Raw genomic sequence first — 22,916 nt, 5'->3', positions numbered from 1 at the left:
GAAATCAGGCGTCTTCCTTTTGCGCCTCTGTCGGGCAACGCTCGAAAACACGGCGCGGACCGGAGAGTGTCCAGCGGAATCCGTGTTCCGAATAATCAACTTCCACATGCCCGCTGAATGCCGCCGCCGCATGCCGTTTGATGATCGTCGTTCCGAAACCGGTCGTTGCGGGCTCCTGCACAGGCGGACCATTTTGCTCCACCCAGTCGATGATGATGCGTGGCTCCCCCTCCTCGGCCTCGTCAACCCTCCAGCTCAGCGAAACCCGCCCTTCCGGCGCTGACAAGGCACCGTACTTGACCGAGTTGGTCGCCAGTTCGTGAAGGATCAGACCGAGGTTCTGCACGGCTTCGGCGCGCAGAACAAAATCCGGACCGGCAACATCCACCCTGCTTTGAGCTTCGGCGAAGGATTCAAGATGCTGTGCTACGACGCGCATCAGTGGGACGCCTGCCCATTGCTCCTGCGCCAGCATCTCGATGGATCGGCCAAGACCCTGCAACCGTTCGCCAATGGCGCTTTGAAATGCGTTGATATTCGTTTCCTTGCGCGCCAACTGGCGCATCATGGCCTGGATTAGGGTCATGATGTTCTTCGTCCGGTGCACCAGCTCTCGCATGACCAGATGCGCGCGATCTTCAGCCTCGCTACGATCGAACGAGGCATTGGACAGTGCAATGGCAACCTGGTTGGCCTCAGCTATGCGCGTCTCTACCGGAGATACGATTTCACCCCGGCCAATCCGCTCTGCCATTTCCGCGATTTGCCGGATGGGCGTCCGCAACTGGCGCCCGAGCAGATAGGCGATCAGTAAACCAACGGTCAGGAAGGTGGCGCTGCCGATGACGAAGTAGCGCCATGTCGAAACGATGGTCGCCTGAGCCGTGCTGATCGGACCCCAGACAACGATCTTCCAGTCCCAGGGCGAAAGCTTGGCATAGCCGTACATCAGTCGGTCGCTGCCGTTCACATCCTCTATGGTTCCGCTATTGCCGGTCATCAGGGCTTGCGTGGCAAAGGATATCGGCGGCGGATCTCCGGCGGCTGCATTTGTGGCAGTCACCACATGGCCCCGCCTGTCCAGAACGCCGACAGACCACCCCTTCGGCAAACCCTCGGTAGACATCAACCGCTGCAGGTCCTCCGCATTCTGGGTGAGGATGAGCGCTGCGGCCCCTGAGACACGCGCAGGCCCGTCGAGCGGCAGAATGACGTTGAAGACCCAGCGCTTGCTGGTATTGCCAAAAAAGATGTTTGACACCTGGATACGGTCCGTCTGCCTTGCAAGCGTAAAGGTCTCCTGGTCGGATAACAGGGGCAAAGGTGTTCCATAGTCGACGCGGGTATTGAGAAGCTGCAGGCCTTTCTCATCGGCAACCAGAACGTAGCGGGAGCTTCCCCGAAGACTCATCTGCGTTCTGTTATGAAAGCCGCCAAGGTCGTTCGTATCGAGTTCCGGGGATGTGGAGATCAGCTTGAGAGTCGTGATTGCATCCCGCAACTCCTGATCGATGGCGCGCGCAATGGTGCGGGCATCGTCCTGCGTATCAGCGTTGAGAATGGCGCGTTGCTGCGCTTCCAGCCGCAGAATGAGGAAGATCACGAAGGCAATCAACGGCAGGGCAATGACAGCCGCCAATGCAACCAGATAGGCTCCAATCGGAGCAGTTGGCAGAAGTCCCGAAAACCTCTTCATGTGGAGAGGTTACGTCCTGAAGCCTTGGCTGAACATCACCATCATGGCGATCATCGTCTCTATCCCCCCGCAGTGGTGCTTCCGGCGACCTATTCGATACTTCTATCCGAGATCGCTCACGGAACCAAGAGAGGTTCACCGTACAGGATACAATGTGACAACGTATTGGTTCAAATACGTCACAACTCTCACCTGTAAAACGAAAACGCCGCCGCTCTGGTAAAAGAGCGGCGGCGGTTTGTTTGACTGTCCGGCAGACTATTCTTCGTCCTGGAACACTTCCTCGCGCTTCTTGCGCACACTCGGCAGCAGCACGACGACCAGAACACCCAGGGCTATCACCAGCAGTGTCGCGCTGATTGGTCGCGTCAGGAAGGTGGTCGGATCACCGCGCGACAGGATCATGGCGCGACGCAGGTTTTCCTCCAGAAGCGGCCCCAGCACGAAGCCGAGCAGAAGAGGCGCCGGTTCGCACCGCAACTTGACGAGGACGTAGCCGATGAAGCCGAAGAAGGCGACTGCATAGAGATCGAACACGTTCGAGTTGACGCTGTAGACCCCGATGGAGCAGAAGGCCATGATGATGGGGAAGAGCACGTAGTACGGGATCGTCAGAAGCTTCACCCAAAGCCCGATGAGCGGCAGGTTGAGCACGACCAGCATCAGATTGCCGATCCACATGGAAGCAATGATACCCCAGAACAGGGCCGGTTGCTCGGTCGCGACGTTCGGACCGGGAACGATGCCCTGGATGATCATCGCACCGACCATCAGCGCCATGACCGGGTTTGCCGGAATGCCAAGCGTCAGAAGCGGAATGAACGAAGTCTGGGCACCGGCATTGTTGGCCGATTCCGGACCCGCGACGCCCGCGATCGCGCCATGGCCGAATTCCTCCGGCTTCTTCGAAACACGCTTTTCAACCGTATAGGATGCAAAGGCGGCCAGGATCGCACCGCCACCGGGCAGAATACCCAGAGCAGAACCGATGGCCGTTCCGCGCAGCACCGGCGCAAACATTTCCTTGAAGTCCGCCTTCGTCGGCAGAAGGCCGCTGACCTTCGACATCAGGACGGTTCTGTTCTTCTCGCCTTCAAGATTGCGCAGGATTTCCGCGATCCCGAAGACGCCGACAGCGACAGCGACGAAGTTGAGACCGTCCGAGTATTCGCGAATGCCTAGCGTGAAGCGCGGCGTGCCGGAGTAGATATCGGTGCCCACAAGCCCGAGCAGCAGGCCGAGAACCACCATGGCGAGCGCCTTGATGATGGAGCCGGATGCAAGCGCGATGGACGAGACGAGACCGACCACCATCAGCGAGAAATATTCCGCAGCACCAAACTGCAGGGCGATTTTCGTCAGCGGCGGAGCGAAGATGGCAACCAGGAAAGTGGAGACCGTACCGGCGAAGAAGGAGCCGAGCGCGGCGATGGCCAGGGCCGCCCCTGCCCGCCCCTTGCGCGCCATCTGGTAACCGTCGATGGCGGTCACGGCGGAAGAGCTTTCGCCCGGCATGTTGATGAGGATGGCCGTAGTCGAGCCACCATATTGCGCACCGTAGTAAATGCCGGCGAGCATGATGAGCGAGGAAACCGGCTCCAGCTGGAACGTGATGGGCAGCAGCATGGCGATGGTCGCGGTCGCACCAATCCCCGGCAGGACGCCGATCAGGGTTCCGAGAAGAACACCGATCAGGCAGAAGAACAGGTTTGCCAGCGACGTTGCGGTGGAGAAACCAAGTGCAAGATTACTGAAAAGATCCATCGGCTATCTCCTAGAAGCCAAGCCAGGGGCCGAATGTGCGGAATGGAAGGCCGAGGCCGTATTCGAACACCAGGACCGAAAACACTGTCAAACCGGCCGAGAGCAGGATCGCCAGAATGGGCGTCATTCTGGATGAGGCGAAACTTGCAATGAAGGCCGTGAGGAACAGCGACGGCACGAAACCGAGCCCGCGAATGGTCAGGCCGAAGAAGATCGCGGACGGCAGGATGAAGAAAAGCCCTCGCCATGCAATCGGGCCGATGCCCTCATGTTCGACGCGGAACGCCTGAAACAGAATAATGCCACCCAGCAGCACGAGCGCGCAGGCCAGCAGGAACGGAAAATAACCCGGCCCCATGCGAAACGCCGTGCCCAGTTCCAGATCCAGCGACTCGAAGCCGAAAAACAGCCCTATGGCGACAAACAGCGCGCCACAGGCGGCGTTTGTCTTGTCAAATTCAACAGATTTCATGATGCCTCCCCAGAACGCCGGGCATCCTTCCGGACACATTGACGACGCTCTAACCCTTTGAAGCTCCCCGCATTGTGCTCGCCGGGATATCGATCCCTTATTCGGAGACAGATGCGTCAGACGTGGCAGGCGACAGGCAAGCGTCATGATCCGCATGACACACAGTTCGAGCCAGCCGCGAGAAGAGAAGTGCCGCACACCTGTTCCCAGAGCGTGCGGCAATCAAGTCGATGTCAGTCCGCGTACTGGCCTGCAGCCTTGATCACCGGCTGCCAGCGAGTGATTTCACCCTCGAGCTTGGCTTTCAGGGCAGCGGGCGTGGCATCCGCTTCAGGGGACGGCACGGTTCCAAGTTCAGCGAAGCGGGCAACGACATTCGGATCCTTCAGCGCCACCTTCAGCGCCTTGGACAGACGCTCGTTGACAGCGGCAGGCGTTCCCTTCGGCGTGTAGACACCATGCCAGATGCCGACTTCAAAGCCAGCCAATCCTGCTTCGACGGCCGTCGGTACATCCTTCAGGACGTCAAGACGCTTGGGCGACGTCACGGCATAGGCCTTGATCGTACCGCCCTGGATCTGCTTCGTCGTATTGGTCGTCTGGTCGCACATGATGTCGACCTGACCGCCCAGAAGGTCGGTCATCGCAGGGCCCGTACCCTTGTAAGGCACAGTGACCAGAGGGGTCTGGATCGCGCTCATGAACATCATGCCGCACAGGTGGGATGCGGCACCGATACCGGCATTGGCTACTGTCACCTTGTCCTTGTTGGCCTTGGCGAACTCGATGAGACCCTTGAGATCCTTTGCTGCCATGTCCTTGCGGGTCACGATGGTCATCGGAACGTCAGTGACGAGACCAACATATTCGAAGTCCTTCAGCGTATCATAGGGCAGCTTGCGATAGAGGGTCGCGCTGGTTGCCATACCTATGTGGTGAAGGAGCAGCGTGTAACCATCTGCATCCGCCTTCGCCACGCGGCCGGCACCGAGTGTTCCGCCAGCGCCGCCGACGTTTTCGATGATGATCTGCTGACCGAGATCCTTCGACATGGATTCTGCAACGAGGCGTGCAACCGTATCGGTCGGGCCACCTGCAGAGAACGGCACGATCATGGTAATCGACCGCTCAGGGTAACCGGCAGCCTGTGCAACGGACGAGAAAGCAACGGCGGCAAATGCAGTTGCGCAAGCGAGAGCCTTAAAAAGCTTCATGGTCATCCTCCTCATGACAATCGACGGTGTCGCGGCTCCTCCCGCAACGACCGGATGGCGACTATGTGGCTGAGGATCGTGGGCGCGAGCAACCGCTTCCTGCCACCGAATGGTCACAAGTGTGACTGTCCCTGCGTGATCATGGGTGGATTCCGCCCCAAGCCCATCACCCCATGTGTGGATTTCCACCCATCACGCCGTCAATTGGTCCGTCAGATCTCTTCGCCCAGTTCCGCAAGCCCGTCCGGAGACAGAAGTTTCTTGTCGAGACCATACTTCTGCATTTTCTCGTAAAGCGTCTTTCGGCTGATTCCCAGCTGCTCGTAGACGGGTTTGAGGGCGCCGCCATTGGCCGAGATTGCTGCGGCAATGATGTTCCGTTCGAACGCCGCAACACGGTCGGCCAGGCGACCGCTCTCCGGCTTGACCAGCGCGCCGCCATCGCCGGGTCGCATGTCCAGGCCAAGAACGAGACGATCGGCTGCATTGCGCAATTCACGGACATTTCCCGGCCAGTCCCGTTGCGCAACGGACATGACCACTTCCTGCGGCACATCCATGTCTTCCCGGCCATAGCGAGCCGCCGCCTCGCGAACGAGCTGCAGAAACAGAAGCGGGATGTCCGCCCGGCGTTGTGCCAGAGAGGGGACCCGCAGGGTCACCACGTTCAAACGATAAAGGAGATCGGCGCGGAAGCGGCCCGCGGCAACCTCTGCCTCCAGATCCACCTTGCTCGTTGCAATGAAACGCACATCGAGTCCTACCGGCTCATTGGAGCCCAGCCGGGTGATGACCCTTTCCTGCAGGACGCGCAGGAACTTCGCCTGGAGATCGATGGGCATGGACCCGATTTCATCGAGCAGGATCGTGCCGCCCCGCCCGTGCTCGAACTTGCCGTAGCGAGGTCTGAGCGCGCCGGGAAACGCGCCTGCCTCATGCCCGAAAAGTTCGCTCTCGATCAAGGTTTCCGGCAGCGACGCGCAATTGATGGCAATGAAGGGACGGTTGGCGCGGGCGCTGACATCGTGCAAGGCGCGCGCCACCACCTCTTTGCCGACCCCTGTCTCGCCAATGATCAGCGTATCGGCATCCGCGGCACCGATGGCGCGGATCTGGTAGCGAAGATCGACCATGACCTGCGTACGCCCCGGCAGCCGAGTCTCGATATCGTCGCGCTTGCCCGCGACCGCGCGAAGCCGCCGATTTTCCAGCACCAGGTTGCGGCGGTCCTGAGCACGGCGCAACACGCCAGCCAGATGCGACGTAGTGAACGGCTTCTCGATGAAATCATAGGCGCCCTCGCGCATGGCCTTGACGGCCAATTGCACATCGCCATGACCGGTGACCAGAATGACGGGGATTTCGGCATCCAGTTCACGGACACGCTGCATCAGGGTCATGCCGTCCATGCCGGGCATGCGAATGTCGCTGACGATCACGCCCTCGAAGGAGTAGCCGATGAGTTCCAGAACCTGTTCGGCACTCGCAAGGGTCTGGACCTGAAAGCCGGAAAGCTCCAGCGCCTGGGCTGTGGAACGGCGAAGCTCCTCCTCGTCATCCGCCAGTAATACACGCTGCATGCTCACTCCGCCGCTAGGCCCACCTGCCCGGTTGCCGCCATGAGCGAGATCGTGAAGACCGCCCCGCCATCCGGGTGGTTCGCGACGCTCAGGCTGCCACCGAAATCCTTGATGATGTTATAGGATATGGACAGGCCGAGTCCCAAGCCCTTGCCAACACCTTTGGTGGTGAAAAACGGATCGAAAATGCGCTCGCTGATCGCCGCCGCGACACCCGCGCCATGGTCGCGTACGCGAATATGCACCATCTCATCCACATCGACCGTCAGTTCGATACGCCTGTCGTCGAGACCTTCGACCGCATCCGCTGCATTGGTGATGATATTGACCAGAACCTGCTGCAGGCGAATGGACCCGGCGAGTACGGGCGGGATATCGCGGGGAAGCGACATATCGATCTCCGCCTGCGCGCTCTTCAGGCGGGTCGAGACGATCTCCAGCGTATCGCGGATGACGTCATCCAGCGCCACGCCGCTCAGTTTCTCGTTCGGTTTGCGCGCAAAATTGCGCAGGTGACGCGAGATGGAGGCCATTCGGTCGATGAGCGCCGAAATACGCCGGATATTGTCGCGCGCTTCTTCGAGCCTGCCACGCTCGATCAGGACATCCGCACTGTCGGAATAGGTCTTGGCTGCCGCGAGCGGCTGGTTGAATTCGTGGGAAAGTGCGGCCGACATCTGGCCAAGACCCGCAAGCTTTCCGGCCTGGATCAGGTCTGCCTGTGTCTGGCGCAATTGAAGTTCCGTTGCGCGGCGTTCGGCGATCTCTTCCTCGATGCGGGTGTTGACCCGCGCGAGATCCGCTGTGCGCTCCTCGACCCGGCGCTCCAGTTCCACTTGGGCGGCCTCCTGCAGATGCAGCCGCTCGTCCAGCCGTGCGCGGCGCTGCATCAGGATTGCAACACCGAGGCCCACCAGACACAGGACCAGCAGAACGGCAATCACGACGGTCTGCGCCTGCGCCCGCGCCGAGGCCGTGTCCGTAAGCACATTCACGGTCCAGTCCGCATCCGGCATGCTTTGAGACAGCACCAGGTAATCGCGCGTTCCACCTGCTTCGGCAACGCTCATGATCCGGTGGCCATCCTCGACGCGTTCGGTGAAGGGAAGCGGTTTGAGCACGGCATCGGAGTAGCGACGCGAGGCGGAGGTCCGGTCAATTCTCTCTTGCGTCAGCGGCAGGATCGAATGATAGAGCCAGTGCGGGCTGCCCGTCATGAAAATGATGCCTTCGGGATCGGACACGAAGATGCGTGCATCCCCTCCTTCCCATGAGGCTTCCAGCACATCGATATCGACCTTGAAGACGATCACGCCCCGAACGATGCCGCCAATCTCGATGGGCGAAGAAAAATAATAGCCGCGTTTGGCCGATGTGGTGCCCAGCGCATAGAAGCGGGCCTGCTTGCCCTTGGCCGCCTCCTGGAAATAGGGACGGTAGCTGAAATTCTGGCCAATAAAGCTGGTGGGCAGGTCGAAGTTACTGGCGGCGATCGTCTCGCCGTCCATTGTCAGCATATAGATGTCGGAGGATTTCAGAAGCGCATTGATGTTGGCGAGATAGAGATTGGTGGAATGACGGCGGATCAGGTTGTCCGGCTGGAGAATCAGGGCCTCGATGTCAGGCTGATCTGCAATCAGCGCCGGTAGTGCCTCATAACGCTTGAGGTGCCCCTCGAGCGCCGACACGGCCAGCCTCAAGGTGGTACCGCCCTGCGTCGCTGCTTCGGCGAGATAGCGCGCCTTGATGATGTCGCCGCCGTGGATGGCGAAAACGACACCGATCAGGATAAAGCCGACCAATGCCGACAGATATCGCTTCCCCAACCCTTATCCTCCTGGTCCTCACCCTAAAGGGTGGCTGAAATCTCGGGCAGATACAAGTTGCTTCGGAAACGGGATCAATGGGCGCAGCAGGCGGTTTGGTGAGCGTAAGCCTGAAACGCAGGAGATAAGAATGGCCAATGCAAGTTCGAAACATATCGGCGCAAGTTCACACGGAAAGCAATCTGGCGCCGGCGCCATGACCGATCTCGACAAGGATAAGGTCAACGACAACATGATCCTCTCGAACCGCGACAAGGCTCAGCATTCCCGCGAACGTGGGCTCGACAGCAAGGCGATCCAGACCGAGCAATATCAGGATCACGATTCCAACAAGCTTTCCTGAGTAACAGGAAAAAGGCCGCACCTTCACGAACACTTCGGATTTCGTGAAGATGCGTCCGGTTGCATTCCTCGTTGATAAGCGTACACTCATATTACCGTCGATTGATTGAACGGGCATCGGCGGCTGGAAGACCGTGGCCCATGCGCCCGGTGACTTTCGCCCTCCTCATGGAGGCGAGATATGAATTTTGACAAATCCACACTCGAACCACGCGACCTGGAGTTTCTCCAGTCGATCTTTGATGGCATCAGACAAACAAAAGGCATAGAAATCCGGTCAAGCGATGCAAGCCACATCGCAGCACAGATCATCGAACTGTACCAGGCCGGTGTGCGTGATCCGGATGAGTTGACCCAGCGTTTCAAGGCGCGATGAAGTCATCGCTTCGCGATGAGGTCGCGTTCCTCACGCATGAGATAGAGGCGGGTCACGCCGTCCAGATAGCTCTCTATCCAGTCAGCCATGGCTTTCTCCTGTTCGATAATCTTACCCAATACATCGACAGCCTTGCCGTCGCCGATCTCGTCGGCGGCTGCATAGAGTACGCGATACGTGGCGATTTCCGTATGCTCGAAGCTGTAGATGCTGGTGCAGATACGCACGATCTCGTCACTGGCAAGCAGGCCGGTGAGACCTTGCGCGGTCGCCGACAGTTTGCTGGCGACATCCTTCAGCACTGACTGCGGACCGGGTGCACGCTCCATCAACTCCCGCAAAGATTGGGCCTGGTCTTCGGTTTCACCAAGATGCTCCTGCAACCGCTCGCGCAGGTCCGGATAGTTCTCGATGCGGCCGATCTGGCTGCGCAGCATGGTCGCGCCCTGAACTTCCATGGCATGCGCATCACGAAGCCAGACGGCGAAATGATCTCGAGCATGGGTCATTTCATTCTCCTTTTTCCCGAACCCGCCAACCAGCATTCGGCCGGAACCATTTCCACTGATGTGGGTTGGTGTCAGCAGAAACCAAGAGGAAAAGTGGATGTCTGATCCCCGCGATCCCAGCGAGCAGCCTCCGATGCCGGCGCCCACATGGGTGCCCGAACCACCCATCGAGGAGCCGGAACCCGACCGTCTACCGGACGAGGAGCCGGTTCCGAACCCGGATGAGACGCGCGATCCCCCCATGCAGGTTCGCTAAAGAAAAGCCCTTCGCCATCCACCATCGGCCGCCACGGAACCCGCGCGCGGCCGATGCGTTGTTGCGGCACGGATAGCGAAGGGGTGAAGACCGTGGACTACAGATCATCGGCAGAAACGGATACATCGGCAACAGGCAGCATCGTTCAGCCTGGCCGCAATGCCTGGCGCAGTTCAAGATGCGACAAGGCGGCATTCCTGATCGACGGTGCGGAATACTATCGCAGGCTCGAGCAGGTTCTCTACAAGGCTCGTCATTCGATCTTCATCGTCGGTTGGGACTTCAACCCCCATATCCGCCTTCAGCCCGAGGTTCCTGGCAGTCCGACGCTTGGCCAGATCCTTCGCCAGCGTGTGGATTCCCAGCCGGATCTCATCGTCCGCATTCTGGTCTGGGGCATGGGACCGGTCTATTCCGGCAAGAGCCTGAAGATATTCCGCAAGACGGGCTGGAACGACCATCCCCGCATCATTATGGAATTCGACTTCCGCCACCCAATCCGCGCCAGCCACCATCAGAAGATGGTCTGCGTCGACGATACGGTTGCCTTCCTCGGCGGCATAGACCTGACCGCCCGCCGCTGGGACGATCGCAATCATTCCATTCCGAACAAGCTGCGCTGCTCGCCGGATGGAACCTGCTACGGCCCTGTTCACGATGCGCAGTCGATCGTATCCGGCGATGCCGCAAGGCTGGTGGGCGATGCATGCCGCAAGCGCTGGAAATGGGCGACGAAGCAGGAACTGGCGCCTGGCCAGCCAAGTTCTGACGATCTCTGGCCGACGGACCTGGCACCGGTCTTGACCGATTGCCCCGTCGCCCTTGCTCTCACCGAACCGCTGAAGTGGAACGGTCGCCGCGGACGTCGCGAAGCCATCCAGTTGACGCATGATGCCCTGCGCGCCGCGCGGAGCCACATCTACCTGGAATCGCAATATCTCGCCTCCTTTGCCGTTGCGCGCACGATCATGGATCGGCTTGCGGAGGCGGATGGACCGGAAATCATCATTCTCGTGACCCAGGAATCGCACGGCTTTCTGGAAAAGCTTATGATGGGTCATAATCGGACCCGTCTCATCCGGCGCATGAAACGTCATGACCGCTATAATCGCCTGCGCGTCTATTACTCGGTGACACAGGATGAAGAAGGCAAGGAGACGGAAATTATCGTCCATGCCAAGCTCGTCATCATCGATGACCGTTTCATCCGCATTGGATCATCCAACCTCAATAACCGATCCGAAGGTCTGGATACGGAATCCGATCTGGCGTTCGAACCCGAGAAGGCAGAAGATCGAAAGGCTGTACTCGATCTTCGTCATGATCTCCTCGCTGAACATCTCGGCTCGACGCCGGAAGCCGTTGCCAGCCTTGTCGAGGAAACTGGCTCGTTGATCCGCACGATCGAACGGCTGAACAATCAGCGTCGGGGCTTGCGTCATTTCAACGTCGATGTGCTGCACGGAGAGACGGATTCGCTGATCGGCACCTCGCTGATCGATCCGCGCCGACCCTTCTGGCCATTCCGCCAGTTGAAGGTCGGCACGCGCTGGGCATTGTCACGCCTGATGCGCAGCTTCACCTGACGGCTCGGAACGACCCGGACCTTCCCGGCGCGCCAGAATCTCTGTCAACAGAAACAGCGGCGCGCCGATGAGAAGCGGCACGAAGTAGTAGAGAACGCGGAAAGCAACCAGAGACCCGATGGATGCGCCGGCAGGCAGCACCATCAGCATGGTCGCCTCCAGAACCCCCAACCCTCCCGGGACATGGCTGAGCATGGCGGCAATCGTTGCTGTTACATAGGCACTTGCCACTTGCAGATAGCCCGCATCGGTGAAGGCGGTCAGCAGTTGATGCAGAGCAGCAGCCACGAAGCCGAAATTGACCGTTCCCACAGCAATTTGCGCGATACACATGGACGTGGTCGGCATTTCCATGCGGAAGGAGCGGAATTTCAGGGGTGGGCGACCCCAGATCGAGCAAATGACATAGGCAACCGGATAGGCAAGAAATGCCAGCCCCAGCAGTTTTCGCGGACCGGGATCAAGCTGCAGGATCGTCTCTCCGGTCGGGGGCATCAAGATCAGCGCAATGGCCGCCAACATGCTGAGGCCCAGCAGAACGGTCGCACCGCAGAACAGAATGACTTTCGCAACCTCATCCCCGCTCAGTCCCCAACGCGTGTAGAACCGATACCGGACGGCGCCGCTTGAAAGAGCGGCTCCCCCTACATTGTGGCCAATGGACAGGGCACAGAAAGATGCGAGCGCCGCCCTTGGATAGGCCTGCCCCTTTCCGACATAGCGCAAGCCAAGATAATCGAAGAGCGAGAGGCAGATGTAGGATGCAATGACGCAGAGGAAGCCGGTTATGATCCGGTAGGACGGAATTTGCGATAGTGAGGATGTAATGTCCTCCAGACTGTAGCGACTGAGACTGCGATACACCAGAACGAGCGCCACACAGATGATCAGCAGAATGAGTATACGAAGAAGATGCCGTCTCACGATGTCTCCTCGTCCTTCCGTTTCGTCGCAAAGGACCGCAGTTGCAGGGTTTGAGGGAACGAAACGCAGCCTCAAGGGGTTCCCCGCGTCATGATCGAACCTGACATCAATACGGCGCCTCGGAGCAGCCGGACCATTCGAATTCTCTCATATAACGTTCACAGCTGCGTGGGCACCGACCGAAAGCTCGATCCAGGTCGCGTCGCGGACGTGATCGCGTCGTTGAAGCCGGATATCATCGGCCTGCAGGAACTGGATGTTCGCCGGCGTCGAAGCGGCGGCATCGACCAGGCGGAAGTCATCGCCAATCGGCTGAAGATGGATTTTCATTTTCACCCGGCTCTCAGCGTCGAGGAGGAGCTCTACGGAGATGCGCTTCTGACCGCGCTGCCGGTGCGGCTGGTCCGGGCGGGCGGCCTGCAATCCTATGGAGAACCCCGCGGAGCAATATGGTCTGAGGTCGAGGTGGGCGCAGTGAAGGTCAACGTCTTCAACACCCATCTTGGCCTGTTGCGACGCGATCGCCTGCGGCAGACGGAAGAACTGACAGGCTCGGACTGGATCGGTCACCCCGACTGCGTGGATAAACCCCTCATCGTGATGGGCGACTTCAACTCCATTCCGTCATCCGCAGCCTATCGCAATTTGCTGAAACCTCTGCAGGATCCCAAGCAGCAGACGGGACGACGCCCCGATCCGACATTTCCCTCGCGCTTTCCGCTGTTGAGACTGGACCATATCTTTACCGCAAATGGTCCGCGCATCCTGTCCGCTGAAGCCGTCAGGAACGAGGCCACCCGGATCGCATCCGACCATCTGCCCTTGCTGGCAGTTGTGGAAGTTTCTGCTCAATCTTTGATTAATCTTGCAGGATACGGAACAATGATGCCGCCGAGCCGTTTTTAAGCTGTCGCACAGGCGAGAGCCAGAGCGGCAGCGTCATAGAACCTCCCCCCTTGGGCGTCCCCTCGTTTTTCGAGGAGGCGCCCTTTCTTTGACATAGCGCAATACGTGCGACCATTCGCGCCTGCGACCAAACTTCCTATTGCTAAACGTCAAGCGACAGCCACATAGCTCTCATTAACAGGATTTCGGGGGACGAGGTCCACAATGAGGGCGAGACAATGTTCGAGCACTTTGACGCAACGCTTCTGGCGCGAATCCAGTTTGCGTTTACCGTATCCTTCCACATCATCTTTCCAGCCTTCTCCATCGGGCTTGCGAGCTATCTGGCCGTTCTGGAAGGGCTGTATCTGTGGACGAAGAAGCCGGTCTATCTGGAACTTTTCGATTTCTGGAAAACGATTTTCGCGCTGGCCTTCGGTATGGGCGTGGTATCCGGCATTGTCATGTCCTACCAGTTCGGCACAAACTGGAGCGTCTTTTCGGATAAGGCAGGGCCGGTGATCGGGCCGCTGATGGGTTATGAAGTGCTTTCCGCCTTCTTCCTGGAGGCGGGTTTCCTCGGTGTCATGCTGTTCGGGCGAAAGCGTGTCGGTCCCGGCCTGCATTTTTTCGCAACCCTGATGGTGGCCTTCGGGACGCTAATGTCAGCAACCTGGATCCTGTCGGTGAACTCGTGGATGCAGACCCCCGCTGGCTTTGCCATGAATGACAAGGGGCAGTTCGTGCCGACCGACTGGTGGGCGATTATCTTCAACCCGTCCTTCCCCTACCGCTTCACGCATATGGTTCTGGCTGCCTATCTCACCACGGCCCTGGTCGTTGGTGCCGTCGGTGCCTGGCATCTGCTGCGTCGCACCGCTCCCTTGCGCGCGGGCACCATGTTCTCCATGGCCATGGGTATGATTGCCGTCGTCGCGCCAATCCAGATCTTCGCCGGGGACATGCACGGCCTGAACACGCTGGAACATCAGCCCACCAAGGTCATGGCCATGGAAGGCCATTTCGAGAGCCATCCGGATGGAGCGCCGCTCATTTTGTTCGGCATCCCCGATCAGGAAAACCAACGGATCGATTATGCCGTGCAGATCCCCAAGCTTTCGAGCCTGATCCTGAAGCATGATCTGAATGCCCCGCTGAACGGTCTGGACACCGTTGCGCGTGACAAGCAGCCGCCGGTCGCAGTCGTGTTCTGGTCATTCCGGGTCATGATTGCGCTGGGCTTTGCCATGCTGGGTCTCGGTCTCTTCAGCCTCTATTGCCGTTTCCGCGGCACGCTGTACCAGAACGCATGGCTGCATCGTTTTGCGCTCGTCATGGGTCCGGCGGGTTTCGTTGCTGTTCTCGCTGGATGGATTACCACCGAAGTCGGTCGCCAGCCCTACACAGTTTACGGCCATCTGCTGACGGCGGATTCGATCTCGCCGATCTCCGCACCTGCTGTCGGCGCCTCGCTCGTCGCCTTCGTCATCGTCTATTTCCTCGTCTTCGGTGCCGGCACCTTCTACATCCTGCGCCTCATGGGCCGCCTGCCGCGTGACCCGGAACCGCATCTGGGCCAGGGCCCGATCCGCAGCGCGGGCATTACGCCTGCCCCGGCACTTGCCGAAAACCATGCCAAACACGGAGGTGCCCATCATGGAGCTTGATCTTCCCTTCATCTGGGCAGCCATCATTGCCTTTGCCGTTCTCGCCTATGTGGTGCTGGATGGTTTCGATCTCGGTGTCGGCATCCTGTTTCCATTCTTTCCGGAAAAGCATGACCGAGATGTCATGATGAATTCCGTCGCGCCCGTGTGGGACGGTAATGAGACATGGCTTGTTCTGGGCGGCGGCGGACTTCTCGCAGTCTTCCCGCTTGCCTATGCCACAATTCTACCAGCCCTTTACGCGCCGCTGATCGCCATGCTTCTGGCCCTGATCTTCCGCGGTGTGGCCTTCGAATATCGCTGGCGCACAAAACGGGCCGAATGGCTGTGGAACTGGGCCTTTGCTGGTGGTTCCACTGTCGCAGCCTTCACGCAAGGCGTGGCGCTTGGCGCTCTGGTACAGGGCATTCCGGTTGCCAATCGCGCCTATTCCGGCGGCTGGTGGGACTGGTTGACGCCCTTCTCCATCATGACGGGCTTTGCGCTCCTGATCGGTTACGCACTGCTTGGAGCAACATGGCTGGTGATGCGAACGACGGGAGAACTTGCAGAACGGGCGCGCTGGTTTTCATTCGTCACGGCCTTCGGCACCGTGGCCGCCATGGGCATTGTCAGCCTGTGGACGCCATTTCTGAAACCTGAATATCTCGACCGGTGGTTTCTCTATCCCGGCGCCCTGTTCACGGTCATCGTTCCGCTTCTGGTCGGCGCTGGATTATACGGCATTGTCACGGGCCTGCAGCACAAGAAGGACACCCGCCCGTTCCTTTGCGCGCTGGGCCTCTTCGTGCTGGCCTATATTGGTATCGGCATCAGCTTCTACCCCTATATCGTGCCGACCTCCGTCACCATCTGGGATGCGGCAGCCCCGGACGAAAGCCTGAAATTCCTGCTGGTAGGAGCCGCCGTGCTCGTCCCGGCCATCCTGATCTACACGTCCTATGCCTATTGGGTCTTCCGCGGGAAGATCGATCCGGAGGAAGGCTACCACTGATGGCAGGGACGAAAGTCAGGCAAATTCTCTGGTTCGTCGGTCTGTGGATGGCAGGCGTTCTGGCCGTCGGCATCGTCGGCCTCATCATCAAGCTCTGGCTCGGCGCATAAGGTTTAAAGCCGCCGGGTCAGCGCAATCACATAGCGCGCTTCTACCTTGCCCGGATTGAAGAACACGCACGGCTGCGGCGATCCCAGTTCCAGGCAATCCCCCTGGCGAAGGTGATGGACCACCTCACCCTCGGCGAATTCCAGTTCACCGCCGGTTACCCAGATCTGCTGCCGTTGAAAGGCGAAGGCGGAGGCCGGATAGGGAATGCGAACGCCTGCCGGAAGAGTAACCTCCAGCAATTCCAGACCGTTGCCGGTTGCCGGAGAGATAGCGCGACGCGTATAGCCGGTTTCCGGATCTTTCCAGATGGCCTGTCCGTCGGCACGTATCAGTCTTTCGCTTGCCTGCTCGGCCAGCGCCAGAAGTCGCGACAGAGGCAGGCCGAAAGCGCCAGATAGCCGCCCGAGAACCGTGGCCGTGGGGCTTGCTTCGCAACGCTCGATCTTGCTGATCATGGCTTTCGACACCCCGGAACGCTCCGCCAGCTCGCTCAGCGACCAGCCACGGTCCTCCCGCTCCAGCCGGATACGTTCTGCAATCGCCGCCGCTGTCTGCTGTTCATGCAGATCCATCTTGCAATCCTCAAATTTCGTCTCCTATAGTAGACGAAATGAAATCTATAAGAAACACTCGGCCGACCGTAAACGGCACCAGAGGGAACCATGGCAGATCGAACGAAACAGGAAATTCGCTTCAACGCGTTCGATATGAACTGTGTCGGGCATATCCAGCAAGGTCTTTGGGCGCATCCGCGCGATCAGTCGCATCGCTTCAACGAGATCTCCTACTGGATGGACTATGCCCGACGGCTGGAGGAAGGGCTGTTCGACGGGATCTTCCTGGCCGATGTGGTGGGCGTCAACGATGTCTACGGTGGCAATGCCGATGCTGCCCTCAAAGGGGCCGCGCAGGTGCCGGTCAACGATCCGCTTCTCTTGGTGCCTGCCATGGCTGCGGTGACGAAGCATCTGGCCTTCGGGGTGACTGCAAACCTCACCTATGACGCGCCCTTCCTGTTTGCCCGCCGCATGTCCACGCTCGATCACCTCACGGGCGGGCGGATCGGCTGGAACATCGTGACCGGCTATCTCGATAGCGCCGCGAAAGCCATCGGGCTGGACCAGCAGGCCGCCCATGACGACCGTTACGATCTGGCGGATGAATATATGCAGGTGGTCTATCGCCTGTGGGAAGAAAGCTGGGCGGATAATGCCGTGCGCTTCGACCGTGAGAACCACCTATACGCCGATCCGGCAAAGGTTCGTGCCATCCGGCATGAGGGGAAGCAGTACCGTCTTAACGCCATGCATCTTTCCAGCCCCTCGCCGCAGCGCACGCCGGTGCTCTATCAGGCGGGCTCTTCCACGCGCGGACGACAGTTCGCCGCGACCCATGCGGAATGCGTGTTCGTCAACGGCCAGAAGATGGAAGGCGTTCGCGCCATCGTCGATGACATCAGGGCAAAAGCCGTTGAACTCGGCCGCTCCGCCGGAGACATCAAGGTCTTCATGGGGGCCACCATCGTCACCGGCAGAACAGCGAAGGAAGCGCAAGAGAAATTCGAGGAGTATCGTCGCTATGTGAGTTCGGAAGCGGCTCTCGTTCATGCCAGCGCCTCGCTAGGCATCGATTTCTCCAAATACGATCTCGACGAGCCCATCGAAACGGGCAAGAGCAACGCCATTGTCTCGAACGTTGAAGCGGTCAGCCGCAGCGCCGGACCGCAATGGACCAAGCGCAAGCTGCTGGAGCAGATGGTGCTGGGAAGCCGCCAACCGCCCATGGTCGGCTCTGCGGAAGAGATTGCCGATCAGCTGATGGCGTGGAGCCAACAGGCAGGCATTGATGGCTTCAACCTGTCGCGCACCGTGGTGCCGGAGTGCTTCGACGACATCATAGCCTATGTCATCCCGATCCTGCAGGAGCGTGGTGTCTACAAGACCGGATATCGCGAAGGCACGCTGCGCGAAAAGCTGTTCGGAAACGCTCGGCTACCCGAAAGCCACACGGCAGCCTCCTTCCGTCAAAGAGATTGAAACGCAGATGGCGCAGGAAAATCGCTGGCGCTTCCTTGGATGGGTATGTCTTGCGGTCGTCCTGTCCCTGTCGAGCTGGTTTTCGGCAACGGCCATTGCACCGGAGATGAGCGCAGCTCTCGCCTTCCCGCAAGGCTCCTCGGCGTGGCTGACCAATGGCGTACAGATCGGCTTCGTGACTGGCGCGCTTCTGTCCAGCCTCGTCAATTTGCCGGATATCGTGCGGATGAACCGTCTGGCCGCCGCATCCGCCGCACTGGCGGGGCTGGCTAATGCCGCATTGCTGCTGGAACCGGGCTTTGCTGGCGCGATAGTCTGCCGGTTCCTCACCGGATTTGCGCTTGCTGGGGTCTATCCGCCCGCCATGAAACTGGCTGCAACATGGTTTCAGCAGGGCCGAGGTCTTGCATTAGGGTTCGTGATCGCAGCGCTAACAGCAGGCTCCTCCCTGCCGCATCTGTTTCGTGGCCTCACATCGGGGTTGAACTGGCAGCTGGTGGTCCTTTTCTCCTCGCTGTCGGCCTGCGTGGCCACCGCGATCTTCCTTTTCAGGATAGAAGAAGGCCCATACCCCTTTGCCCGGGCCATCTTTGACCCGCGCCAGATTGGCCAGATCATCCGCAATCGCGACTTGATGCTCGTGAACGCCGGTTATCTCGGCCATATGTGGGAGCTTTATGCCCTGTGGGCCTGGCTACTGGCTTTTCTCAAGGCGGCACCGGCAGGTTTTTCCACTGGTCCGGCGGGTGCCGGATCACTGGCAACCTTTGCAGCTCTGTCTGTAGGCGTCATCGGCTGCATTGCAGGCGGGCTTCTATCCGACAGGTTCGGGCGTGCCAGAACGACGGCCGGCTTTATGCTGGCTTCTGGCGCTTGTGCGCTTCTGGTCGGCTTCCTGTTCAACGGCCCCTTCTGGCTGCTGATGATCGTCGTGCTGATCTGGGGGATAACAGTCATCGGCGACAGTGCCCAGTTTTCGGCAGCGGCCACGGAAGTATCCGAGCGGCACCTTGTCGGCACCGCCCTGTCCTTCCAGATGGGTATCGGCTTTGCCCTGACCGTAGTCAGTATCTGGCTGATGCCAAAGCTCGCTTCGCTCCTTGGAAGCTGGCAATGGTGTTTTGCCTTCCTTGCGCCAGGCCCCTTCCTCGGAGCCTGGGCGATGTTGAAGATCAAACCCCGCGGTTAGGGATTCGCTTCTCCAGCTGCCGGAATGAGAAAACAAGAATGCCGGTCAGGATGAGATAGATGGCGGCCAGCAGCAAAAGCGGCTCGTAGGTCAGGAACGTATCCTGCCGCACCTTGGAAATCACGGCGTAGACATCCACCACCGTCACGGTTGCCACCAGCGGCGTCGACTTCAGCTGGATCACGGTTTCGCCCGTCAGCGTCGGCAGCGTCCGCTGGATCGCGCGCGGGAGCCAGATGCGGCGGAACATGGTGAAACGCCCCATGCCATAGGCCTTGGCAGCTTCCAGCTCCCCTTTCGGCACGCCTGCAAAGGCGCCACGCATGACCTCGCCTTCATAGGCCGCAAAGGAGATGGTCAAGGCGGCGAAACCGTAGGGCCATGCCTGTCGCAGATAAGGCCAGAGGAAGGACTGACGAATTTCCGGATACTGCGCAAACAGCGAACCGAGGCCGTAATACAATAGCCAGAGCTGAAGCAGAAGCGGCGTACCACGGATCAGCGTACAGAACCCTCGCGCAAGCCAGGCCAGCGGCTTTGGTCCCGTTACTTGCACGAGCCCCAGAGGCACGGCGAGGATGAACCCGGCAATCGCTGTCGAAAACAGCATGACGATGGTTTCCCAGATGCCCCAGAGCAGACGCGTCTGGTATTTGGGAATCCAGTCCCAGCGCATGAACCAGGCCATGGAAAGCAGGATGATCGCAAAAAGGACCATCAGGAAGATGCGATGCGGCTCGAAAAGGCTGCGCGCCTTGGGAGCCTGATAAGCGGGGATAGCGGTTACCTCGCTCATGCGGCACCTTCCGGTCTCGCGAAACCGCGACGCGCCCGCTTTTCAATGATCCCGATGATGAGGTTGGAAACCAGGGTTACCATGAGATAGAGCGCACCCGCCGCAAGGAAGAAGGTGAGGAAGGCCTTGGTCGTGCCAGCCGCCTGCCGCGTCACGAGCGTCAATTCGGCAAAACCGACGACCGCCAGCAGCGCCGTATCCTTCGTAGCAATCAGCCAGAGGTTCGAAAGGCCCGGAATGGCATAGGGCAACATGGCCGGAAAGGTGATGCGACGAAGCGAAAGCAGAGGCGACATGCCATAGGCACGCGCCGCCTCCAGCTGACCCGGAGGCACCGCAAGAATCGCACCGCGCAGGACTTCGGTGGAATAGGCGCCCTGTACCACGCCAATCACGAAAATCCCCGCCGTCAGCCCGCTGATGTCGACCGCGGGAAGCCCGAGAAGTTGCATCAGCTGGTTCACCGCATCGGTGCCGGCATAATACAGGATCAGGATCAGCACGAGTTCAGGCACGCCGCGCACAACGGTCGTGTAAACCTCGAGAAGGTCGCGCAGAATGGGGCCGCCCCAGAGCTTTCCCGCCGCGCCGCCGATACCGATCAGAAGCCCGAGCAGATAGCCACCGATGGCCACCTGCAGGGACATCAAAAGGCCCATGAGCAGCACGCCACCCCAGCCGGGGGAAGATAAGGACAAAAGGCTCAAGTCAAAACTTGTTGCGCCCATGGGAGAAGACTTTCAGGGCTAGATTATTGAAACAGTACGTTTCAATCCAGAATAAGCAAACAGCCGGGTTCCTTCAACTGAAAGAACCCGGCCACAAAGAAGATCTGCTTACTTGCCGTAGATGTTGAAGTCGAAATACTTCTTCGAAATCGTGTCGTAGGTGCCGTTCGTACGGATGGCCTTGATGGCTGCGTTGAACTTGTCCTTCATGGCCGTATCTTCCTTGCGAAGACCAACGCCGACACCCGAGCCAAGGATAGCCGGATCGTCCTTGACGTTACCCTTCAGCTCGCAGCAGGCCTTGCCGGCATCTGTCTTCAGGAAGGCGTCGAGCGTGATCAGGTCGGCCTGGATCGCATCGAGGCGACCGGCTGCGAGGTCCGCATTGGCCTCGTCCTGCGTCTGGTATTCCTTGATCTCGGAAACTGCCTTGCCGAAATACTTCTGGGCATATTCGGCATGGATGGTCGAAACCTGAACGCCGATGATCTTGCCCTTGAGGCCTTCAGCCGTCGGCTCGAACTTCACGCCCTTCGGACCGATGACGGCGGTCGGCGTGTTGTAATATTTATCGGAGAAATCGATCATCTTCTTGCGCTCGTCGGTGATCGACATCGAGCTCATGATGGCGTCGATCTTCTTCGAGGTGAGCGCAGGAATGAGGCCATCGAAGGCGAGCGGCGTCAGAACACACTTCAGCTTGGCTTCGGCGCACAGCGCATCCATGATTTCAATTTCCCAGCCAACCCACTTGCCGCTGGCATCCGGCGAGCTGAATGGCGGGTACGGACCGGAATCGACGCCAACCTTGACCTCCTGCGCGGAGGCCGAGGCAAAGGCTGCCGCTGTCATGCAGAGCGCGAGGGCAGTGGTGCGAACGAAGTTTTTCATGATTTCCCCTTTCGAGATTTTTCTGGTTTTGCTTTTACGCATGTCCGGACGGAAAACCGCAATGACACTTTTCCTGGAAATGCTTACTCAGTGAATGGAGCTGATGAACTTCTTCAGCCGCTCCGATTGAGGGTTTTCGAAGATAGCCTCTGGCGGGCCTTGCTCCTCGATAACGCCGCCATGCAGATAGATGACGTGACTTGCCACCTGTCGCGCAAACTTCATTTCGTGGGTTACCAGGATCATCGTGCGGTTCTCCCTGGCGAGATCGCCGATCACGGAAAGCACCTCGCCAACCAGCTCAGGATCGAGCGCCGAGGTCGGCTCGTCAAACAGCATCACCAGCGGCTGGATGGCCAGCGCACGGGCAATGGCAGCACGCTGTTGCTGGCCGCCGGACAGAAATGCCGGATAGGCATCGCGCTTTTCGTAAAGTCCCACGCGACGAAGCAGGGTCTCTGCAACGGCAATCGCCTGATCCTTCGGCTGACCGAGTACATGCACCGGGACCTCGATGACGTTCTGCAGGACTGTCATATGCTGCCAGAGGTTGAAGCTCTGGAACACCATGCCGAGCTTGGTACGGATGCGCTGGATCTGGCGGCGATTGGCCGGCATCAGCCCGCCATGACCGTCCTGCTTCATCTCGATCGTTTCGCCGTGGATGGTCACGCTGCCGGCTGTCGGCAGCTCCAGCATGTTGATGCATCTGAGAAAGGTCGATTTGCCTGATCCGCTCCCACCGATCAGGGCAATCACATCCCCTTGGCTGGCAGAGAGGGAAACCCCCTTCAAAACCTCCAGCGGGCCGAAACGCTTGTACAGATCGCGAACTTCAATGGCTTGCGCCTTGTCCGTCATGTTACCTTCACCGTCGGCATTTATCTGCCGATCAACCTTGTCCATTTTCCCCCAGCATTTCTTCTTGTGAGGCAGTGCTGGCGCTGCAAATAAGCACTGACTTTTGCACTTGTTCGAAAATTACTCAAGCACTTAAAAGTCTCGCTCCCGGCTCGCAAGCGAGTATCCAGAACTTTGCTGGGTGTGTTCCCCGTATCCGGGACGCAACAGTTT

The 22,916-nt window shown here is 59.2% G+C and carries 22 protein-coding genes; 9 read left to right on the top strand and 13 right to left on the bottom strand.

The genetic code is table 11. From position 1 onward, the window contains the following. Nucleotides 1-4: 4 nt before the first annotated feature. The 6 genes from G6N80_RS13555 to G6N80_RS13530 all read right to left on the bottom strand — a co-directional run bounded on the left by G6N80_RS13555 (nt 5) and on the right by G6N80_RS13530 (nt 8,552). Nucleotides 5-1,696 carry a sensor histidine kinase gene (locus G6N80_RS13555; RefSeq protein WP_062555869.1) on the bottom strand — a complete coding sequence of 564 codons (1,692 nt, stop codon included), beginning with the start codon at nt 1,694-1,696 and terminating at the stop codon, nt 5-7. A 258-nt stretch (nt 1,697-1,954) separates the two neighbouring features. Continuing rightward, nucleotides 1,955-3,460, bottom strand: a complete 1,506-nt coding sequence (locus tag G6N80_RS13550; protein ID WP_062555870.1) for a tripartite tricarboxylate transporter permease — start codon at nt 3,458-3,460, stop codon at nt 1,955-1,957. Nucleotides 3,461-3,470: 10 nt separating this feature from the next. Beyond that, a complete protein-coding gene (locus G6N80_RS13545) occupies nt 3,471-3,932 on the bottom strand; it encodes a tripartite tricarboxylate transporter TctB family protein (RefSeq protein WP_062555871.1) in 462 nt (153 codons plus the stop codon). Between the two features lie 233 nt (nt 3,933-4,165). Next, nucleotides 4,166-5,146 carry a tripartite tricarboxylate transporter substrate-binding protein gene (locus tag G6N80_RS13540; RefSeq protein WP_062555872.1) on the bottom strand — a complete coding sequence of 327 codons (981 nt, stop codon included), beginning with the start codon at nt 5,144-5,146 and terminating at the stop codon, nt 4,166-4,168. 212 nt (nt 5,147-5,358) lie between these two features. Beyond that, nucleotides 5,359-6,726, bottom strand: a complete 1,368-nt coding sequence (locus G6N80_RS13535) for a sigma-54-dependent transcriptional regulator (protein WP_210300805.1) — start codon at nt 6,724-6,726, stop codon at nt 5,359-5,361. 2 nt (nt 6,727-6,728) lie between these two features. Then, nucleotides 6,729-8,552 carry a sensor histidine kinase gene (locus G6N80_RS13530; protein WP_425503924.1) on the bottom strand — a complete coding sequence of 608 codons (1,824 nt, stop codon included), beginning with the start codon at nt 8,550-8,552 and terminating at the stop codon, nt 6,729-6,731. Nucleotides 8,553-8,682: 130 nt separating this feature from the next. On the opposite strand from G6N80_RS13530, the gene G6N80_RS13525 reads away from it, so the two are divergent. Together G6N80_RS13525 and G6N80_RS13520 are read left to right on the top strand one after the other, a co-directional pair. Continuing rightward, nucleotides 8,683-8,895: a hypothetical protein gene (locus tag G6N80_RS13525; RefSeq protein ID WP_062555874.1), complete on the top strand. Its 213-nt coding sequence runs from the start codon at nt 8,683-8,685 to the stop codon at nt 8,893-8,895. Between the two features lie 180 nt (nt 8,896-9,075). Then, nucleotides 9,076-9,270: a hypothetical protein gene (locus G6N80_RS13520; protein ID WP_062555875.1), complete on the top strand. Its 195-nt coding sequence runs from the start codon at nt 9,076-9,078 to the stop codon at nt 9,268-9,270. Nucleotides 9,271-9,272: 2 nt separating this feature from the next. Here G6N80_RS13520 and G6N80_RS13515 read toward each other — a convergent pair whose 3' ends face one another. Then, nucleotides 9,273-9,779, bottom strand: a complete 507-nt coding sequence (locus tag G6N80_RS13515; RefSeq protein ID WP_062555987.1) for a ferritin-like domain-containing protein — start codon at nt 9,777-9,779, stop codon at nt 9,273-9,275. 97 nt (nt 9,780-9,876) lie between these two features. Between G6N80_RS13515 and G6N80_RS13510 the strand changes: the two genes are divergently transcribed. Then, entirely contained in the window at nt 9,877-10,035 is a 159-nt protein-coding gene (locus G6N80_RS13510) for a hypothetical protein (RefSeq protein ID WP_165134491.1), read from the top strand. A 92-nt stretch (nt 10,036-10,127) separates the two neighbouring features. Next, complete coding sequence (locus G6N80_RS13505) at nt 10,128-11,621, top strand: phospholipase D-like domain-containing protein (protein ID WP_246251485.1); 1,494 nt, start codon at nt 10,128-10,130, stop codon at nt 11,619-11,621. Here G6N80_RS13505 and G6N80_RS13500 read toward each other — a convergent pair. Beyond that, entirely contained in the window at nt 11,595-12,545 is a 951-nt protein-coding gene (locus G6N80_RS13500) for a putative bifunctional lysylphosphatidylglycerol flippase/synthetase (RefSeq protein ID WP_244484787.1), read from the bottom strand. The genes G6N80_RS13505 and G6N80_RS13500 overlap by 27 nt on opposite strands. A gap of 90 nt (nt 12,546-12,635) precedes the next feature. Between G6N80_RS13500 and G6N80_RS13495 the strand changes: the two genes are divergently transcribed. From G6N80_RS13495 to cydB, 3 genes are all read left to right on the top strand, one after another. Then, nucleotides 12,636-13,451, top strand: coding sequence for an endonuclease/exonuclease/phosphatase family protein (locus G6N80_RS13495; protein ID WP_062555877.1), 816 nt, complete (start codon nt 12,636-12,638; stop codon nt 13,449-13,451). Between the two features lie 218 nt (nt 13,452-13,669). After that, nucleotides 13,670-15,097 carry a cytochrome ubiquinol oxidase subunit I gene (locus tag G6N80_RS13490; RefSeq protein ID WP_165134485.1) on the top strand — a complete coding sequence of 476 codons (1,428 nt, stop codon included), beginning with the start codon at nt 13,670-13,672 and terminating at the stop codon, nt 15,095-15,097. After that, nucleotides 15,087-16,091, top strand: a complete 1,005-nt coding sequence (gene cydB, locus G6N80_RS13485) for a cytochrome d ubiquinol oxidase subunit II (RefSeq protein WP_165134482.1) — start codon at nt 15,087-15,089, stop codon at nt 16,089-16,091. Before G6N80_RS13490 ends, cydB begins: the two co-directional genes overlap by 11 nt. Nucleotides 16,092-16,204: 113 nt before the next feature. On the opposite strand, the gene G6N80_RS13480 is transcribed toward cydB, so the two are convergent. Further along, the gene (locus G6N80_RS13480) at nt 16,205-16,774 is read right to left on the bottom strand and encodes a helix-turn-helix domain-containing protein (RefSeq protein ID WP_165134479.1); all 570 of its coding nucleotides are present in this window, start codon (nt 16,772-16,774) and stop codon (nt 16,205-16,207) included. 90 nt (nt 16,775-16,864) lie between these two features. On the opposite strand from G6N80_RS13480, the gene G6N80_RS13475 reads away from it, so the two are divergent. Together G6N80_RS13475 and G6N80_RS13470 are read left to right on the top strand one after the other, a co-directional pair. Next, entirely contained in the window at nt 16,865-18,238 is a 1,374-nt protein-coding gene (locus G6N80_RS13475; protein WP_165134476.1) for an LLM class flavin-dependent oxidoreductase, read from the top strand. Then, complete coding sequence (locus G6N80_RS13470) at nt 18,132-19,427, top strand: MFS transporter (RefSeq protein WP_246251484.1); 1,296 nt, start codon at nt 18,132-18,134, stop codon at nt 19,425-19,427. Before G6N80_RS13475 ends, G6N80_RS13470 begins: the two co-directional genes overlap by 107 nt. Here G6N80_RS13470 and G6N80_RS13465 read toward each other — a convergent pair. The 4 genes from G6N80_RS13465 to G6N80_RS13450 all read right to left on the bottom strand — a co-directional run bounded on the left by G6N80_RS13465 (nt 19,411) and on the right by G6N80_RS13450 (nt 22,703). Further along, nucleotides 19,411-20,223: an ABC transporter permease gene (locus tag G6N80_RS13465; protein ID WP_062555883.1), complete on the bottom strand. Its 813-nt coding sequence runs from the start codon at nt 20,221-20,223 to the stop codon at nt 19,411-19,413. The genes G6N80_RS13470 and G6N80_RS13465 overlap by 17 nt on opposite strands. Next, nucleotides 20,220-20,951 (bottom strand): ABC transporter permease, encoded by a 732-nt coding sequence (locus G6N80_RS13460; RefSeq protein WP_062555884.1) that lies wholly within the window; start codon nt 20,949-20,951, stop codon nt 20,220-20,222. The genes G6N80_RS13465 and G6N80_RS13460 overlap by 4 nt, the downstream gene beginning before the upstream one ends. Nucleotides 20,952-21,059: 108 nt before the next feature. Further along, the gene (locus G6N80_RS13455) at nt 21,060-21,842 is read right to left on the bottom strand and encodes a transporter substrate-binding domain-containing protein (protein WP_062555885.1); all 783 of its coding nucleotides are present in this window, start codon (nt 21,840-21,842) and stop codon (nt 21,060-21,062) included. A gap of 87 nt (nt 21,843-21,929) precedes the next feature. Further along, nucleotides 21,930-22,703 carry an ABC transporter ATP-binding protein gene (locus tag G6N80_RS13450; protein WP_165137067.1) on the bottom strand — a complete coding sequence of 258 codons (774 nt, stop codon included), beginning with the start codon at nt 22,701-22,703 and terminating at the stop codon, nt 21,930-21,932. Between the last annotated feature and the right edge of the window lie 213 nt (nt 22,704-22,916).

It is taken from the genome of Rhizobium rhizoryzae, assembly GCF_011046895.1.
GTDB lineage: Bacteria > Pseudomonadota > Alphaproteobacteria > Rhizobiales > Rhizobiaceae > Neorhizobium > Neorhizobium rhizoryzae.
Note: the sequence above shows the minus strand (reverse complement) of the source record. Positions and strands in the feature narration are given on the sequence as shown.